The sequence below is a fragment of the Undibacterium sp. TC4M20W genome, from assembly GCF_049340245.1.
Lineage (GTDB): Bacteria > Pseudomonadota > Gammaproteobacteria > Burkholderiales > Burkholderiaceae_D > Undibacterium.
Map to the genome: position 1 here is coordinate 1 of NZ_JBMPPI010000008.1, position 17,022 is coordinate 17,022.

The 17,022-nt window shown below is 50.5% G+C and carries 12 protein-coding genes; 11 read left to right on the forward strand and 1 reads right to left on the reverse strand.

Translation table 11 applies throughout. The annotated features are described in order from the left end of the window. Positions 1-209, forward strand: a 209-nt coding sequence (locus ACO0LL_RS12045) for a hypothetical protein (RefSeq protein ID WP_422951107.1), incomplete at its 5' end; no start/stop codon positions are given. A gap of 41 nt (positions 210-250) precedes the next feature. Here ACO0LL_RS12045 and ACO0LL_RS12050 read toward each other — a convergent pair. Then, the gene (locus ACO0LL_RS12050) at positions 251-922 is read right to left on the reverse strand and encodes an energy transducer TonB (protein WP_422951108.1); all 672 of its coding nucleotides are present in this window, start codon (positions 920-922) and stop codon (positions 251-253) included. Positions 923-2,021: 1,099 nt separating this feature from the next. Between ACO0LL_RS12050 and ACO0LL_RS12055 the strand changes: the two genes are divergently transcribed. The 10 genes from ACO0LL_RS12055 (at position 2,022) to ACO0LL_RS12100 (ending at position 16,758) form a co-directional block, all read left to right on the forward strand. Next, positions 2,022-3,800, forward strand: a complete 1,779-nt coding sequence (locus tag ACO0LL_RS12055) for an ABC transporter substrate-binding protein (RefSeq protein WP_422951109.1) — start codon at positions 2,022-2,024, stop codon at positions 3,798-3,800. 72 nt (positions 3,801-3,872) lie between these two features. Beyond that, positions 3,873-5,705, forward strand: coding sequence for an ABC transporter substrate-binding protein (locus ACO0LL_RS12060; protein WP_422951110.1), 1,833 nt, complete (start codon positions 3,873-3,875; stop codon positions 5,703-5,705). A gap of 51 nt (positions 5,706-5,756) precedes the next feature. Continuing rightward, the gene (locus tag ACO0LL_RS12065) at positions 5,757-6,695 is read left to right on the forward strand and encodes an ABC transporter permease (RefSeq protein WP_422951111.1); all 939 of its coding nucleotides are present in this window, start codon (positions 5,757-5,759) and stop codon (positions 6,693-6,695) included. 9 nt (positions 6,696-6,704) lie between these two features. Then, positions 6,705-7,820 (forward strand): ABC transporter permease, encoded by a 1,116-nt coding sequence (locus tag ACO0LL_RS12070; protein ID WP_422951112.1) that lies wholly within the window; start codon positions 6,705-6,707, stop codon positions 7,818-7,820. A 9-nt stretch (positions 7,821-7,829) separates the two neighbouring features. After that, positions 7,830-9,530 (forward strand): ABC transporter ATP-binding protein, encoded by a 1,701-nt coding sequence (locus ACO0LL_RS12075; protein WP_422951113.1) that lies wholly within the window; start codon positions 7,830-7,832, stop codon positions 9,528-9,530. 233 nt (positions 9,531-9,763) lie between these two features. Continuing rightward, entirely contained in the window at positions 9,764-11,161 is a 1,398-nt protein-coding gene (locus ACO0LL_RS12080; protein WP_422951114.1) for a TldD/PmbA family protein, read from the forward strand. Further along, a complete protein-coding gene (locus ACO0LL_RS12085) occupies positions 11,161-12,483 on the forward strand; it encodes a TldD/PmbA family protein (protein WP_422951115.1) in 1,323 nt (440 codons plus the stop codon). The genes ACO0LL_RS12080 and ACO0LL_RS12085 overlap by 1 nt, the downstream gene beginning before the upstream one ends. 333 nt (positions 12,484-12,816) lie before the next feature. Then, positions 12,817-13,611: an enoyl-ACP reductase FabI gene (fabI, locus tag ACO0LL_RS12090; RefSeq protein ID WP_110257315.1), complete on the forward strand. Its 795-nt coding sequence runs from the start codon at positions 12,817-12,819 to the stop codon at positions 13,609-13,611. Positions 13,612-13,681: 70 nt separating this feature from the next. Continuing rightward, positions 13,682-14,875, forward strand: coding sequence for a cellulose synthase complex periplasmic endoglucanase BcsZ (gene bcsZ / locus ACO0LL_RS12095; protein WP_422951116.1), 1,194 nt, complete (start codon positions 13,682-13,684; stop codon positions 14,873-14,875). A gap of 419 nt (positions 14,876-15,294) precedes the next feature. Further along, the gene (locus ACO0LL_RS12100) at positions 15,295-16,758 is read left to right on the forward strand and encodes a DEAD/DEAH box helicase (protein WP_422951117.1); all 1,464 of its coding nucleotides are present in this window, start codon (positions 15,295-15,297) and stop codon (positions 16,756-16,758) included. Positions 16,759-17,022 lie beyond the last annotated feature (264 nt).

Sequence of the window (17,022 nt, forward strand, 5' to 3'; positions counted from 1 at the left end):
CAGGGGCGACGGCAACGGCGGCTGTCAAGGCCAGGAGTGTTGCAGCCAGGAATGCGGAGAAACGGGTTTTCATTGAGGTGCTTCCTTTTAACAAAATAAGGTTGGTATTGCTTACTGCTGTTTTTATGTATTACTTGGTTTGTTTGTTGCCTGGTACTTATCTTTTACGAATCGATCTGAACCATCTCTTGCTTCATTTTCTTGGGTAGAGCAGTCTGGTAGATCAACTGCTCTTGCCTGGGATTCCTGATTACTCGAGCTTCCATACATACTGAACCTTGGCCCAGGTCTGTTGTGGTTTGCCATCGACGGTACCTGGTTTGTTTTTGCAGGAACCTGACATCAACTGGGATTTCACCGCATTGTCGAGACCGCGGAATCCACTGGATTTGTCGATCTTGACGTCGGCCACTGTACCATCTGCACCAATCAATACGGACAACAGGACGGTTCCGGTTTCTTCATTGCGCAGGGAGGCGCGTGGATATTCCGGTTTGCATCCACCGACGTTGAAGTCGATGACGCCTGGTATGGTGACCGGGCCTGTGGCCTTGGCTTCTGTCGGTGCCGCTACCACTGGCGGGGCCTTGTTCAAGGTCGGGTTATCTGGCTTGACATTGGAGACCGCAGTAATCGCTGGCGTTTGTTGTGGCTGTGGCTGTACCTGTACTTCCGGTGGCGGAATGAACGGTGGCGGCGGGGCCAACAATTTCGGTGGCGGTGGTGGCGGTGTGTCTGGTGGCGGTGGCGGTGGTTTCACTTCTTCTACCAGCTTGACTTCTGCTGGTTTGATCACCACTTCCATCGCTTTGCGCGCCAATCCAGATACCAGGGCATATACCACCAGTACGTGAAATGCGATAACCAGCCCCAAGCCTATAAACTTCTTCCCCGGCTCTTGCTGGCGATTTGAAAAATCCATTACTGCTCCTCCACTACCACAAGGTCAACTGTCTGACGCAAGTCAAAACATCTCAAACAAAAAAGTGATTATAAATGCTGTGTATCAATAAAAAGCCATACCGATACAAAACCACTTATAAATTCATAAGCTGCGGGCTCGTCAAAATATAAATCGAGGTTTTTGATAAAACTGACTTATTTAATTCTGCCTGCAACCAAAGCACCAGCTTCTACTGACGCCATTTATACCTGACCAAGTAATAAAAAATATTAATCATATTTCCGCCACCAGATTCTCCGTGCCATAAGTGGCTAAACCAGCGATGCAAAGCAGAAAATTTTTTATTACCTGCAGCAAAGTCAAACGCTACAGTCATTTCATCTTTATCAGAACAACTATTTACGTTCCCATGTAAAAAAGCACGAACTTACCGCATGGAAAATGTAAATTTAGTCGTCAGAAATTTTTCCGAAGGCGCATAAAACCACTTATGCCCAGAAACTGTCAAGTGCTTTACTTTAAGCCCTGCCAAAAAACAACATGGCGCATTTTGCCAAAAAAACACCCGCAAAGGAAACCTAATTTCTTGTGCTATGCAGCATAAATTATTTCAATGCAGCTTTTTTTACACTTCATTACATTGAGAAATTCGCCCAGACCCTCACTCACCAGAATTTAATTTTTTTTGAGCCTTTTTTCGGGCACCAAACTATCTAAAGTTGCGTGCAAATGTCGCACCACAATGGTGCGCGGCACCATCATAATCCCCCTAACAATGCGCACCCATTGCCAAAATGCACTCAAAAACCCAAAATTGAAAAGAATTGTCACACCATGTAATTCGACAATGAAATAAAAATTTCTTTCCTTCTCCCATCGATAAGACTCTTGCGTTATGGTTACGGCTTTTTAAAACTGAAGCGGAAAAAGCTGCCAGGCAAATCGTGAGGAAAATTAATTTGCACCTGCAATATGTAAATTAATCTATACGGTTTATGTTCCGTCCTGGATTTAACGTGCAAAACTGCGTTTTGCTCACCGGGCCTGATCCATGCTTATACAGGTCACACTCGCCAGACGAATTTGTTTTACCAAACAATGAGGTTAAAGAATGTTCATGCGTCACCAGACAGTTGCTTGCATTTTCACTATGCTGCTATCGACATTTCCCTTGCAGATTGCTCAGGCAGCCAATCCTGCAGACCTCAATAAAGTAGTCAGGCAAGCCTTTGAAGCCGCAGATGATGGTTTTGATATGGCCAAAACCCAGAATTTCTATTCTGGCTGGGTCAGCGAGGCCATCTTCGAACCCTTGCTAAGTTATGACTACCTCTCACGCCCCGCCCGCCTCCTGCCACTATCAGCAGAAAGCATGCCAGAAGTGACCGAACAGGGAAAAGTATTTACCTTCAAGATCAAGCCCGGCATTTACTTTGCTCCGGACCCTGCATTCAAGGATAAAAAACATGAGCTGACAGCGCAAGACTATGTTTACACCTTCAAGCGCCTGCTCGACCCGGTTAACCGTTCGCCTAATGCCAGCTTCATCGAAGGCAAGATTGTCGGCCTGGATGACATCGCCACAAAAGCAAAGAAAACAGGCAAGTTTGACTATGATGCACCGGTTGCCGGCCTTAAAGCCGTTGATAAATACACATTAAGAATAGAATTAAAAGCGACCGATTACAATTTCCTGTATGTCGTCGCCTATGGTGGCTTTGGTGCGGTGGCGAGAGAAGTCATCGAAGCTTATGGTGACCAGACTGGGCTGCACCCAGTCGGTACCGGGCCTTATATGGTGGAGAAGTACCTGCCACGCAGCAAGATCGTGCTGACCGCCAACCCGGAATACCGTGGCTACACCTGGGATTTTAAATCGACAGGCAGCGCCCGCGATGAAGAAATCGTCAAACAAATGAAGGGCAAGAAAATGCCTCAGGTGGGCAAAGTCGATATCAGCATCATAGAAGAAGAGCAATCACGCTGGCTGGCATTTCAGGATTCGCAACTGGATATTGACAAGCTGCCGCAAAGCGCGGCAACGGCAGCACTGGATGGAATTGCTTTAAAACCTGAACTGGTAAATCAGGGCATCAAGATGGACAGGGTCACAGATGCTGGCATTGTCTTCACAATTTTCAATATGCGTGACCCCGTTGTTGGCGGCTACAGCAAGGAAAAAATCGCCCTGCGTCGCGCCATAGGCATGGCTTACAGCTATGAGGATGAAATCGCCCAGATGCGCCTGGGACAGGCCATACGCTCGGAAATGATTATTCCTAAAGATGTGGTTGGCTATGACCCTGCCTATCGCAGCAGCCTGGCTTACGACATCAAGCTGGCCAATAAACTACTCGACCATTTTGGCTATAAACGTGGAGCAGATGGATACAGAAATAATCCTGACGGCAGCCCGCTCACCCTCAAAAAAACCGTGGAACCCGCAGCCATCTATAAAGTTCAGTCTGAAATTTATAAACGTGGCCTGGATAAAATCGGCTTGCGCATAGAATTCCCGGTCAGTAATTTCGCTGACAATCTGAAAGCGGCTTCCGCCTGCAAGTTGAATATGTGGGGCGGTGCCTGGAATGCTGACTTTCCTGATGGTGAGAACTTCCTGCAATTGCTCTACGGTCCCAAAGCCGGTGCCGGCAACCATGCCTGCTATGAGTCGCCTGCTTATGATGCATTGTTCCGCAAGGCAGTATCGCTGCCGCTGGGTGAGGAGCGTAATAAAGTATATGCACAAATGAACCGTCAGGTTGAAGCTGATACACCATGGATTGTGCACACTTCCCGCATCCGTAGCTGGTTATACCGCCCCTGGATCACAGGATATAAAAAACACCCCATCTTGCATTCTGACTGGGCCTTCATTGATGTAGAAAAACATTAAGCCCGGCTCAGCGCTTTAGTTTGATTCAATATTCACTTTTACCATCGTACAAAATAGCAGGAGAACTCGTTAATGAAGTCCACTTATCCGTTTCAGCACAAGCTGACCAGAACAGGTATGGCTATCTGCCTGGCACTAGCCGGTCTGATGTCATCTACCCTGCCCCTGCAGGCGCAGGCCGCCAAACCTGAATTTGCTGATCCGGAAAAAGTGTTACGCACCATTTTCCCTGTTGCCGAGACTGGCTTTGATCCTGCTGCAACACGTGACCTGTACTCCAACGCGATTAATGAAGCGATCTTTGAACGCCTGTTCACTTACGACTACCTGGCCAGCCCGGCAAAAATCATTCCTGAAACCGCCGATGGCATGCCAGAGATTTCTGCAGATGGCAAAACCTATACCATCAAGCTGAAGAAAGGTATCTACTTCACCCCTGATGCGGCCTTCAATGGCAAAAAACGTGAACTGACGGTGGATGATTATGTGTATTCATTTAAACGCATCATGGACCCGAAAATCGCCTCTACCCATGTCTGGCTGTTAGAGGACAAGATCGCGGGCCTGGATCAACTGGCAGCACAGGCAAAGAAATTCGGCAAATTTGATTATTCTGCCAAAGTACCCGGCCTGGAAGTCATCGACAAATATACCCTGCGCATACACCTGACGCGCCCTGACTTTAACTTGCCCATGATATTGGCTTACACCGCCATGTCTGCCGTTGCCCGCGAAGTCATAGAAAAATATCAGGATGTACAGGGTGCTGCCATGGCAAACCCGGTAGGCACCGGCCCTTTCAAACTGACTGAATGGGTACGCGGCTCGAAAATGATATTGGATGCGAACCCTGATTTCCATACAACGATATGGGACTTCCAGGCCAGCTCTGACCCCAATGACCAGAAAATCATCGCCGCGATGAAAGGCAAACGCATGCCGCAAATCGGTCGCGTTGTCGTCAATGTGATTTTGGAAGATCAGTCACGCCTGCTGGCATTCCAGAAAGATGAAATTGATCTGTTCCAGTTATATGGCGGCCTGGCACCTCAGGTATTGAATGGTCCTGACCTGAAACCTGAATTTGTCAAACGCGGCATACAGATGTCACGCATTGTCGACCCCGAGCTGACTATCTATTACTGGAATATGCAAGACCCGGTATTTGGTGGCCTGAGCAAAGAGAAAGTCGCCTTGCGCAGGGCGATGGCCATGGCACACAATGTCGAAGAAGAAATTCGCATCGTCGATAATGGTCATGCTATTCCCCTGCAATATCCTATCCCCCCTGGCGTAGTGGGTCATGACCCCAACTACAAAAGCAGCATCCAATATAATCCCGCCGCTGCCAATGCACTACTCGACAAGTTCGGCTACAAAAAAGGCAAGGATGGTTATCGCACCATGCCAGACGGTAGCCCGCTGGAAATTGTGCATACTGCCCAGACCGAATCACGCGGCCATTTACAGGCTGAAGTCTGGAAAAAATCCTATGACGGCATAGGCATCAGGATGCGTGCCGAATTCCGGCCCTTTGCTGAAATCCTCAAAGCAGAAAAGCAGTGCCAGTTGATGCAGCGCATTTCACCATGGATAGCGGACTATCCGGATGGCGATAATTTCATGCAACTGTTTTACGGTAAAAACATTCACATGAATAATAATGGCTGCGTCACTATTCCTGAATATGACAAGCTGTATGAACAATCACAAAAACTGGCTCCGGGGCCAGAGCGCGACCTGTTGTATCACAAGATGACACGCATCATGGAATTGTACGGCGCTCAACGTTTGGGTTATGCGCGCCACCGCATGATGCTGTCACAGCCACGCGTAATCGGCCATAAGAAACACCCCATCATGCATATAGAATGGATGCAGATAGACATCGACAAGAACAAATAGACAAAAAAATGAGCAGCAGACTAACTGAAATTTGAAAACCGAGAGACAAACATGACCGCTTATATACTGCGCCGCTTATGGCAGATGGCACCCACGATGCTGGGTGTCATCCTGCTAGTGTTTTTTCTGTTTAACTGGGTGGGTGGCGACCCGGCCTATATCCTGGCAGGCAAAATGTCGAATGCCGAACAGATTGCCAATATCCGCACCCAGTTGGGCATAGACCAGCCTTACTATGTACAGTTGTGGATCTTCGTCAAGCAGATCGCCACCTTCAACTTTGGTAATAGCTGGAGTACCGGTGAAGCCGTTTCCTCCATCATAGGCACACGCCTTGGCCCTTCACTGACAGTGCTGATACCGCTGACGATTATCGAAACCATCATCGCGATTGCGCTGGCGCTGGCCATTGCCTTCAAACGCGGCTCGCTGACAGACCGTGGCGTGATGATCGCCTGTACCGTCGGTATGTCAGTCAGTATCTTGGTGTATATCATCGTCGGTCAGTATTTCTTTGCCTATAAACTGGGACTGTTCCCGGTACAGGGCTGGGGTAATCATTTTGCCGAGAACCTGTTCAAGTACTCTGCCCTGCCTATCCTGATTGCCCTGGCAGTGGGCGTAGCACCTAACCTGCGCCTGTTCCGCACCTTTGTGCTGGATGAAGTGAACCAGGATTATGTACGTACCGCCCGCGCCAAAGGCGTTAGCGAAAGCCGCGTGAAATGGGTGCACGTCTTGCGTAATGCATCGATACCTATCATCACCCACGTCATGTCCAACCTGCCAGCCTTGCTGATTGGCGCCTTCCTGATTGAGCGATTCTTTTCCATACCCGGTATAGGTCGTGAAGTGATATTGGCAGTGGAACGCAGTGACTTCCCCGTGATCAAAGCGATCACCGTGTATGTCGCAGCAGCCACCATGTTTTTTAATTTGTTGACCGATCTGCTGTACCAGGCGGTTGATCCACGCGTACAGTTGAAATAAGGATCATTCATGAGCACGACTATCACAAATCCAACTGTACACGCAGTTTCACCCGGACTATGGGCACTGGCATGGCGACGTTTGCGCGCTGACAAGGTCGCCATGATTGCCTTGGCAATCGTAGCTGCGTTCTTATTGACGCTGATACTGTCTGCGACTGGCATCATCGCCTCTGACTGGGAACAGGAAAGCGGCGTCAGTTATGCGCCACCCAGCTTTGTTGGTGCAGATACTGGCACGGTCGCCAAGGCAGAGGTAGAAGCGCCGCCTCCAGAGAATCCACTCGATCCTTTGGCCGACATTATCCGTGAATTGCGCAAGCAACCAGATGCGGATCAGGCCGTCATCGTGAATGACTACGGCATCCCTGATCCGCTGGCAAAGGAAATGGCAGAAATCCGTGCTGAGCTGGCCAAGTCTGGCAAGGCCGTAGTTGGTGAACGCCTGACCACCCTGCCCTTTGGTGCTGACAAATGGGGACACGACATCATCAAGAAAACCATCAAGGGCGCGGAGACTTCCATCGTCGTTGGCCTGGTCGCCGCCTTCCTGGCGACCCTGCTGGGTACCATGTTTGGTGCGCTGGCTGGTTATTTTGGCGGGAAAGTTGATGACTTCTTTAACTGGTTTTACAGCATCTTCACTTCCATCCCTTACCTGTTATTGATACTTTCAGTCGCAGCTGTATTGCAGCAAAAAGGCGTGACCACTATCATCCTGATCCTGGCTTTTACTGGCTGGACCGGGCCTTTCCGCCTGATCCGCGCTGAATACATGAAGCACAAGGCACGTGAATATGTATGGGCGGCAGACGCCATTGGCGCGTCACACTGGCGCAAGATGTTCGTACACATATTCCCGAATGTCAGCCATGTGGCACTGGTACAGGTATCCATCCTTGTTGTTGGCTTTATCAAGTCTGAAGTTATCCTGAGTTTCCTGGGCTTTGGTGTGCCGGTTGGTGTGGTCTCCTGGGGCAGTATGCTGAACGAAGCGCAGAATGAATTGATTTTGGGTAAATGGTGGCAACTGGTTGCCGCAACCGCAGCAATGGCCGTGCTGGTAACAGCCTTCTCATTGTTCACCGACGCCTTGCGCGATGCGCTTGACCCAAAATTGAAATAAGGACAGATCATGATTCAAGACAACACAAATCAAGCTTTGCTGAAAGTAGAAAACCTGCGCGTGTCTTTCCGCGTCAATAAAAAAGACAGCGTGGAAACCGTCAAGGGTATCTCCTTTGAAATACCACGCAACTCCACCGTTGCCCTGGTCGGTGAATCAGGCAGTGGCAAGTCAGTCAGCTCACTTGCAGTCATGGGCTTGCTGCCGCCAGATACCTCCAGTATCGCAGCTGACAGCAAGATCATTTTTGAAGGCCGCAGCCTGCTGGAACTCAGCATCGCTGAAAGACGCGACCTGTGCGGCAAGGAAATCTCCATGATTTTCCAGGAGCCGATGACATCGCTGAACCCGGTGTTTACCGTTGGTTTCCAGATTGCAGAAGTCTTGCGCCTGCACATGGGCATGGATGCAAAACAAGCCAGAAAACGAGCGATCGAATTGCTGGAAGAGGTTGGCATTCCCGATCCAAAGAACAAGATTGATGCCTATCCCAGCCAGATGTCTGGCGGGCAACAGCAAAGGGTGATGATTGCGATGGCGATTGCCTGCGAACCCAAATTGCTGATTGCCGATGAACCAACCACGGCTCTCGACGTTACTATACAAAAACAGATCATCGACCTGATTGATGCCTTGCGTATCAAACACAAGATGTCAGTGCTGTTCATCACTCATGACCTGGCACTGGTTGGTGAAATTGCTGACCATGTCATTGTCATGCGCAATGGTGAAATTCGCGAAGCGGGTACGGTAGAACAAATCTTTGAAAGCCCGAAAGATACCTATACCCAGGCGCTGTTGCACTGCCGCCCTACCCTGGACACCCGCCCATGGCGCTTGCCGGTCATTGCTGATTTCATGAATAACAACGGCGCGCTGGTTGATCAAAAACAGCGCCCGCGTGGTCTCAAGGGTGATGAAGAAATCGTGCTCGAAGTCAAAGACCTGGGCAAGAGTTTCTACTCCCGCGAAGGCTTCTTTGGCAAAAAAGAATTCAAGGCCGTCGAAGGCGTGTCTTTCAAACTCGCGCGTGGCAAGACCCTGGGTGTAGTGGGAGAATCAGGTTCAGGCAAAACCACGGTGGGCCTGACACTGATGCGCCTGCACCAGGCCACCTCTGGCCAGGCCTTGTTTGAAGGTAAGGATATCCTGTCCATGTCAAACAAGGAATTCCATCACTACAAGCGCCGCATACAAATCATTTTCCAGAACCCGTATGCCTCGCTGAACCCACGCTTCACGGTGGGCCAGATTTTGATGGAACCCATGCACATCCATAATATCGGTGCCAACGACAGTGAACGCTCTGCCATGGCTTATCAGTTGCTCGAAAAAGTCGGTCTGCCTGCTGCTGCTTTTCACCGCTACCCGCATGAATTCTCGGGCGGCCAACGTCAGCGTATCGCGATTGCCCGCTGCCTGACAATGAAACCAGAAGTGCTGGTTTGTGATGAGTCAGTATCCGCACTGGACGTATCTGTGCAGGCTCAGGTGTTGAACCTGCTGCAGGATTTGCAGGAAGAATTTGGCCTGTCCTACATCTTCATCTCGCATGATCTGGCGGTGGTCAAATACATTGCCGACCAGGTCATGGTGATGAACAAGGGTAAGGTTGTCGAGCTGGCCAATTCTGATGATCTGTATCTGAACCCGACTCAGGCATATACCAGGACTTTGCTGAACGCGATACCAAAAGGCTTGCAACACTAAGTTGTAACCGCGAACCGGCTGACTGCCGGTTCGCATTCTCCCTGCTTGAAAAATCCCCTTACACTTATATTTTTGACCAATCCTGCAAACACTGGCAAGATGGCATTCGCCTGCGACATAACGAAACCGTGACGAAACCATGACGAAACAGGCACAACCTCCCGCATATCCCGTATGCCGCATATTCACTGGAGTCAGGATTGGAAGCGTTAAGAAGTTTATTCCGGGAATTAATGCCCGCTGTTGATTTTTGCTCCATGCGCGTAGTGGATGAGCGCAGTGAAGAGTTATTGGTCAGACAAAATGTATTGCAACCGCTGCGCAATGCCCGCAGCCATGGTGCCATGCTGACCATTATTCATAATGGTGGCTACGGCTATGCCGCAACCAGCGACTTATCCCGCAATGGATTGAATACTGCAATGCAGCATGCCTTGCATTGGGCCAGGCTCAGTGCGGGTAAAACGGTTACGAACTTCAGCCAAATCCCGCAGGCCGCTGTGCTTGGTCAATATCAAGGTCCAGCCGCATCCATCTGGACCAGGAAAGATTTGATTGCCTTGCTGATGCAGGAATCCGCCACATCGCATCTCAGTGACAAGATTGTAGATTGGAGTGCATCCATAGGCGTGACACAAACTGAGCAGCTATTTATCAGTAGCGCAGGTGCTGACATCCATCAGCAATTCAATTACCTGATCCCCAATCTCAGCGTCACCGCCAATGAAGGATCAGAAACCCAGACGCGCAGTCTGGGAGGGCAATACAATGGTTTCTGCCGCCAGGGTGGCATGGAAGTTCTGCAGCAGTCTGGCTTTTATGGCGCAGGCAAACGCATTGCAGAAGAAGCACTGGCGCTACTGCATGCAGCGAACTGCCCGAGTGGCCGCATGGATTTGCTGCTGATGCCTGAGCAGATGATGCTGCAAATTCATGAATCCATAGGCCACCCGCTGGAACTGGACCGTATATTGGGTGATGAGCGCAATTTCGCTGGCACCAGCTTTGTCACGCCCGACATGTTTGGTCATTTTCAGTATGGTTCTGAATTGCTGAACGTTACCTATGACCCCAGCCGTGCCGAACAATTTGCCAGCTTTGGCTGGGATGATGATGGCAGTACTGCAGAAAAAACCTGGATCATCAAAAACGGCATACTGGAAAAACCATTGGGCAGCGCCCTTTCCCAGGAACGTGCTGGCATGGCAGGCGTCGCCAATTCACGCGCCTGTGACTGGAACCGCCCAACTATAGACCGCATGGCCAACCTGAATATAGAAGCAGGCAGCAGCAGCCTCGATGAAATGATAGCCAGTGTTGACTACGGCGTATTGATGAATACCAATGTGTCCTGGTCTATTGATGATTCCCGCAATAAATTCCAGTTCGGTTGTGAATACGGGCAAGTGATACGCAATGGCAAATTGCAGGAACTGGTCAAGAACCCGAATTATCGCGGCATCTCAGAAAGCTTTTGGCGTTCGCTAAAGATGGTCGGTGATGCCTCTACGCTGGCAGTCATGGGCACGCCCTTCTGTGGCAAAGGTGAGCCATCCCAAGTCATACGCGTAGGCCACGCTTCGCCGGCCTGCCTGTTTGATCAGGTAGAAGTATTTGGAGGTGAAGCCTGATGCAAAGTTATTTCCTGTCCCTGGCCACACATATAGAAACGCAACTCGCGGCGAATGAAGTCAGTACCACCTGGCTGGCCGCAGAGTCCAGTGATTTTGTGCGTTTCAACCGCAGCGCCATACGCCAGCCTGGCCACGTTTTCCAACTGATACTGAACCTGCAATTGATACAGGGGAAAACCCATGCTGCGATGAGCTTCAATCTCAGTGGCGAAATAGACGCAGATTTACCTACCATCAATACCGCGATCCAGGATTTGCGCGCGCAATTACCAGACTTGCCAGCTGACCCGCACCTGATGATAGCCACTGAAATCAGTGACAGCACACAGGTTCTGCCATCATCCCTGCCACCAGTAGCCAGCATGCTGGAACAGATACTGGCCGCCGCAAAAGATGTAGACATGGTGGGCTTGCTGACTACAGGTACACAATATCGCGGCTTTGCCAATTCCCATGGTCAGCGCAACTGGTATGAAACCAGCAATGTCAATTTTGACTGGAGTCTGTTTTATGCGACTGACAAGGCCGTCAAATCCAACTATGCCGGGTTCACCTGGAATGAGTCAGCATTTCTCAGTAAATTCGCCGCCGCCCGCAAAGAGCTGGCCCTGCTGGCACGCCCCCCCATCACAGTAGCTGCTGGCAATTACCGCGCTTACCTCAGTCCGGCTGCATTGAATGAATTGATCATGATGCTGAACTGGGGTGGTCTGTCCGAAAAGTCTTTGCGCACCCGCCATAGCTGCCTGCGCCGCTTGCAATCGGGCGAAGCCAGCATGCATGCCATGGTGGATATCTGTGAAGACAGTCGTGCAGGTCTGGAACCAGGCTTTCAGGCGCAAGGCTTTATCAAGCCCGAAGTAATTCCCCTGATACAGACGGGCAAACTGGTTGGCAGCATGATTTCTCCGCGTAGCGCAAAGGAATATTCCTTGCAAACAAACGGGGCGCCAGAAGATGAATCAGCAAAATCGCTGGTCATGCAGGCAGGCATGTTAGAAAATGCAGACATACTCAAAGAGCTGGGTACGGGTATCTATATCGCCAATCTCTGGTACCTGAATTTTTCTGACCGTGCCACTTGCCGCATCACCGGCATGACACGCTTTGCCACCTTTTGGGTAGAAAACGGTGAAATCATCGCGCCATTAAATGTCATGCGCTTTGATGATTCTCTGTTCAAGATGCTGGGAGAAAACCTGCTGGCGCTAAGCCAGGAAACCGAAGTCATCATGGATGACCGTTCTTACGGGCAACGACATACGGGTGGCGCAATCCTGCCCGGGGCACTGCTAAAGGAGATGCGCTTTGTGCTATAGCAAGACAAGAAACCGTATTTTGTGAACACGAAAGGCGATCTTGTGGCAATTTCAAGCAAAAATACCGCATTTTTCAAATGAGCGCCTATGCTGATCAAAGGTACTTTGTATCGATGCAGATAAGCACAGGCAAACTTAGCATTTGCCCCTTTCGGTGAGAGCAACTACAATTCCGACCTGTTGCGGAAAAGGCGGCAATGTAAGCGTTACGCATCAAGGCAAAAACCTGATGCAGAAACAACAAGTAATAAAACCCACAGCGCAATAGAATAAGGCTTTCAATCTTGCTGCCCCGAGAGCCTTAAGCATATTGCGGTCATATCTGGAGTCAACATGGCATTTCTGCAAGGCAAAAAAATTCTGATCACCGGTTTGCTGTCCAACCGTTCTATCGCTTACGGCATCGCCCAGGCATGCAAACGCGAAGGCGCTGAACTGGCATTTACCTACGTAGGCGAACGTTTCAAAGACAGGATTACTGATTTTGCGGCTGAATTTGATAGCAAACTAATCTTTGATTGTGACGTTGCCAGCGACGAACAAATTGAAGCAGTGTTTGCTGACCTGGGCAAATCCTGGGACAAACTTGATGGCCTGGTACATGCTATCGGCTTTGCACCACGTGAAGCAATTGCCGGTGAATTCCTTGACGGCTTCTCCCGCGAAGCTTTCCGCATTGCGCATGATATTTCTGCTTACAGCTTCCCAGCAATGGCAAAAGCTGCGCTGCCACTGCTGCGTGAAGACTCTGCCCTGCTGACCCTGTCTTACCTGGGTGCTATCCGTGCCATCCCGCATTACAACACCATGGGTATGGCAAAAGCTTCTCTGGAAGCATCGGTACGCTACCTGGCAGAACATCTGGGCAAAAAAGGCATACGCGTCAATGGTATTTCTGCCGGCCCTATCAAGACCCTGGCTGCCAGCGGTATCAAGGACTTTGGCAAATTGCTGGGCTTTGTTGCCGAACACGCACCGCTGCGCCGTAATGTGACGATCGAAGACGTGGGCAATACTGCGGCCTTCCTGCTGTCACCTCTGGCGAATGGCATTACTGGTGAAATCACTTATGTCGATGGCGGCTTCTCGCACGTCATGGGCCTGAACGCAGACTCTTACGACAAGTAAGCAGTCCTGCATTTAAAAGACGGTACGGGATGCTTGCACATGTATCCCGTACTAGCCTTATACTATTGGCATGAATGAAGCAATCCCCACCATGTCCAATATCCCAAACACTGTCTTTTCTATTGCACGCAGTTTATTACTGCTGTTCTTCAGTGTGTTCCTTGCGACTTCCAACAACACTTTCGCAGCATCCTGCAATGACCCGTGGCCAGCCTGGGAACAATTCAGGAAGACTTTCGTTGCTGATGATGGCCGCGTGATCGACCATAGCGGTGCGCGCAAACCAACAACGTCTGAAGGCCAGGCTTATGCCCTGTTCTTTGCCCTGAGTGCCAACGACAAGGCCACATTTCAACGCATCCTGACCTGGACAGAGAACAACCTTGCAGCAGGTGACCTGACTGCCCGCCTGCCCGCCTGGCAATGGGGTCAGCGTGAAGACAATAGCTGGGGCATCATCGATAAAAATCCCGCCTCCGATGCCGACTTGTGGATAGCTTATAGCCTCGGCGTTGCCGGAGAAGTCTGGAAAGAAAAACGCTATGCCGCCCTGTCCAGCCTGCTGGCACAAAGAATATTGAATGAAGAAACAGCAGAACTGCCCGGACTGGGATTGAGCCTGTTGCCGGCACCAAGCGGCTTTAACTTGCCAAACAATCAATGGAAGCTCAACGCCAGCTACCTGCCCCTGCCTTTGCTGCGCTGGTTTGAGCAAAAAGAAAGCGATGAACGCTGGAAGCGCATGGTCGCCCCGGCAGTACGCCTGATTGCTGGCAGTGCCCCCAAAGGCTACGCCGCCGACTGGATTATCTATGATGCGCAAAAAGGCTTCCTGCCAGATACCCAGGGTGTAGAAAAAGGCCAGGGTGCTTACAATGCCATCCGTATTTATCTGTGGACTGGGATGATGGCAAGCCAGGATGCAGAACGCGCAAATTTGCTGAAGTTGCTGCGCCCCATGGCGCAGATCGTGGATAGCAAAGCCTATCCGCCAGAATATATCGACATCCTGACTGGCGACATCAATGGCCCCGGCTCCAGCGGTTTTAGTGCTGCACTGTTGCCCTTCCTGCAAGCGCAAGGCGTACAAAAGACCATCGTGCAGCAGCAATTACGCCTGCAGGCCCAGCCGATCAAGACTGATGCCTACTACGATCAGGTGTTATCCCTGTTTGCCCTGGGTTGGCAAGAAAAGCGCTTCCGTTTTGATGTTCGAGGGGAAGCTGATTTTTACTGGCAGCACTTTTGTTGGCGTTTATTTTGAGGTCAGTGCAAGATATTCTTTGAAACTGGCTGCTTTTTCCTGAAAAATCCTGTATAGTTTCGTTTTTTGCGCTGCAATATAAATTTCAGCGTAGAACCAAGTAGCATCGCAAGCCTGTGCACATCCTCAGGATGGTGCATGTAAAAGCCCTCCCGCCTCGCATGTCTGGTAGTAATCCATAGACATCATCCCGGCGCAAAGCTTTTGTGCCGAAATTTCATTGTCGTCCCTTGTTGGATTTTCTGTGTTCATTTCGTTTGGTTGGCGCTGCATTGTTGCGCGCGTTCGTTAGCAACGCGCTAATTTATACTGGGACAGAAGCAATCGTTCCGGCAAAACATGCTGCAAACCGGCCTTATCACCGGTGAGCTTGGCATTGCTGCCGCATTTTGCAAACGTCCCAATCACGAAAGAAATTCATGAGTTTTGAAGCACTAGGTCTCCACGTCAATATCATCCGCGCTCTGACTGACTCTGGCTATACCAAGCCAACTTCGGTACAAGAACAGGCAATCCCTGCCGCGATTGAAGGTCGTGACCTGATGGTCTCATCCCAGACCGGCTCCGGCAAAACTGCCGCTTTCATGCTGCCTGCTTTGCATAAACTGGTTACTGCTGAAGTTGTCAGCTACGACGCTGCCAGCAGCAAAACCCCTAATCAAGAACGTCAGGCTGCCCGTTCACGTGGCGACAAACCACGTTTTGTTGCTGCAAAACCAAAAATGCTGGTGTTGACACCAACCCGCGAACTGGCTTTGCAAGTCACCACAGCAACTGACAAATACAGCGCTTATTCACGCCGTATCAAGGCTGTGTCCATTCTGGGTGGCATGCCTTATCCTAAACAGATGCAATTGTTGTCCCGCAATCCAGAAATTCTGGTGGCAACACCTGGCCGTCTGATCGACCATATGGAATCTGGCAAGATCGATTTCTCTGAACTGCAAATGCTGGTTCTGGACGAAGCTGACCGCATGCTGGACATGGGCTTCATCGACGATATCGAAAAAATCGTTGCTGCCACACCTCCTACACGTCAAACCATGTTGTTCTCTGCAACACTGGATGGCGTAGTCGGTAACATGGCAAAACGCATCACGACTGAGCCTTTGGTCATCCAGATCGCCGGCTCTGCCAGCAAGCATGAAAACATCCAGCAACGCGTTCACTTTGTGGACGACCTATCCCACAAAAACCGCATGCTGGATCACCTGCTGCGCGACACTACTGTCGATCAGGCTGTTGTATTTACAGCCACCAAACGTGATGCAGACACCATCGCTGACCGCCTGAACATCGCTGGTTTCGCTGCAGCTGCCCTGCATGGCGACATGCACCAGGGTGCACGTAACCGCACACTGGACGCATTGCGCCGTGGCCAGGTACGTGTACTGGTCGCAACTGACGTTGCTGCCCGCGGTATTGACGTTCCTGCCATTACGCACGTATTCAACTACGATCTGCCTAAATTCCCTGAAGATTATGTCCACCGCATTGGCCGTACTGGCCGCGCTGGTCGTAAAGGTCTGGCGATTTCCCTGGTGAACCATGCTGAAGGCATGCACGTCAAACGTATCGAGCGTTTCACCAAGCAACTGATACCTGTCGATGTCATCGAAGGTTTTGAACCTAAGAAATCTGCTGCACCAGCACGCTCTGCAGCCCGCAAGCCTAACGGCTGGAAACCAGGCGATGCTCGTAAAACAGGTGCTGGCGCAGGTGGTGGCGGTGGTTATGGCAACAACAAGCCAGGTCAACGCAGCTTCAGCAAACCAGCTGGTGCATCGACTGGTACCAGCGCTGGCCCACGTAAAGAAGGCGGCGGCTACAAAGGCAATCGCTCTAACGATAGCGGTGCACGTCGTACGTTTGGCGACTATTAATTTGCCAATAGCTTTACCTGGTAAAGCGAACAACATAGACATTGCTGCATAAGCAATATCATGAAAAAGCGATCACTTTGGTGGTCGCTTTTTTTATACTAGTGGACTGTAACAGTGAAATCGAGAGCGAAGGACATGTGCCCGGCGCATCAGGGCAAGACGCAAAGCACAGCGATAGTGGGGCTATCGCGAGCATTTGCAACGCAGCCATGATCGTCGCGCACATGGCAAGCGCTCCGATTTTCATTGTTACAGTCCACTAAC

Excerpts from the sequence above, each read along its gene's own strand:
- ACO0LL_RS12050 (WP_422951108.1), bottom strand. The coding sequence starts at position 922 with ATGGATTTTTCAAATCGCCAGCAAGAGCCGGGGAAGAAGTTTATAGGC.
- ACO0LL_RS12055 (WP_422951109.1), top strand. The coding sequence starts at position 2,022 with ATGCGTCACCAGACAGTTGCTTGCATTTTCACTATGCTGCTATCGACA.
- ACO0LL_RS12060 (WP_422951110.1), top strand. The coding sequence starts at position 3,873 with ATGAAGTCCACTTATCCGTTTCAGCACAAGCTGACCAGAACAGGTATG.
- ACO0LL_RS12065 (WP_422951111.1), top strand. The coding sequence starts at position 5,757 with ATGACCGCTTATATACTGCGCCGCTTATGGCAGATGGCACCCACGATG.
- ACO0LL_RS12070 (WP_422951112.1), top strand. The coding sequence starts at position 6,705 with ATGAGCACGACTATCACAAATCCAACTGTACACGCAGTTTCACCCGGA.
- ACO0LL_RS12075 (WP_422951113.1), top strand. The coding sequence starts at position 7,830 with ATGATTCAAGACAACACAAATCAAGCTTTGCTGAAAGTAGAAAACCTG.
- ACO0LL_RS12080 (WP_422951114.1), top strand. The coding sequence starts at position 9,764 with ATGCCCGCTGTTGATTTTTGCTCCATGCGCGTAGTGGATGAGCGCAGT.
- ACO0LL_RS12085 (WP_422951115.1), top strand. The coding sequence starts at position 11,161 with ATGCAAAGTTATTTCCTGTCCCTGGCCACACATATAGAAACGCAACTC.
- fabI (WP_110257315.1), top strand. The coding sequence starts at position 12,817 with ATGGCATTTCTGCAAGGCAAAAAAATTCTGATCACCGGTTTGCTGTCC.
- bcsZ (WP_422951116.1), top strand. The coding sequence starts at position 13,682 with ATGAATGAAGCAATCCCCACCATGTCCAATATCCCAAACACTGTCTTT.
- ACO0LL_RS12100 (WP_422951117.1), top strand. The coding sequence starts at position 15,295 with ATGAGTTTTGAAGCACTAGGTCTCCACGTCAATATCATCCGCGCTCTG.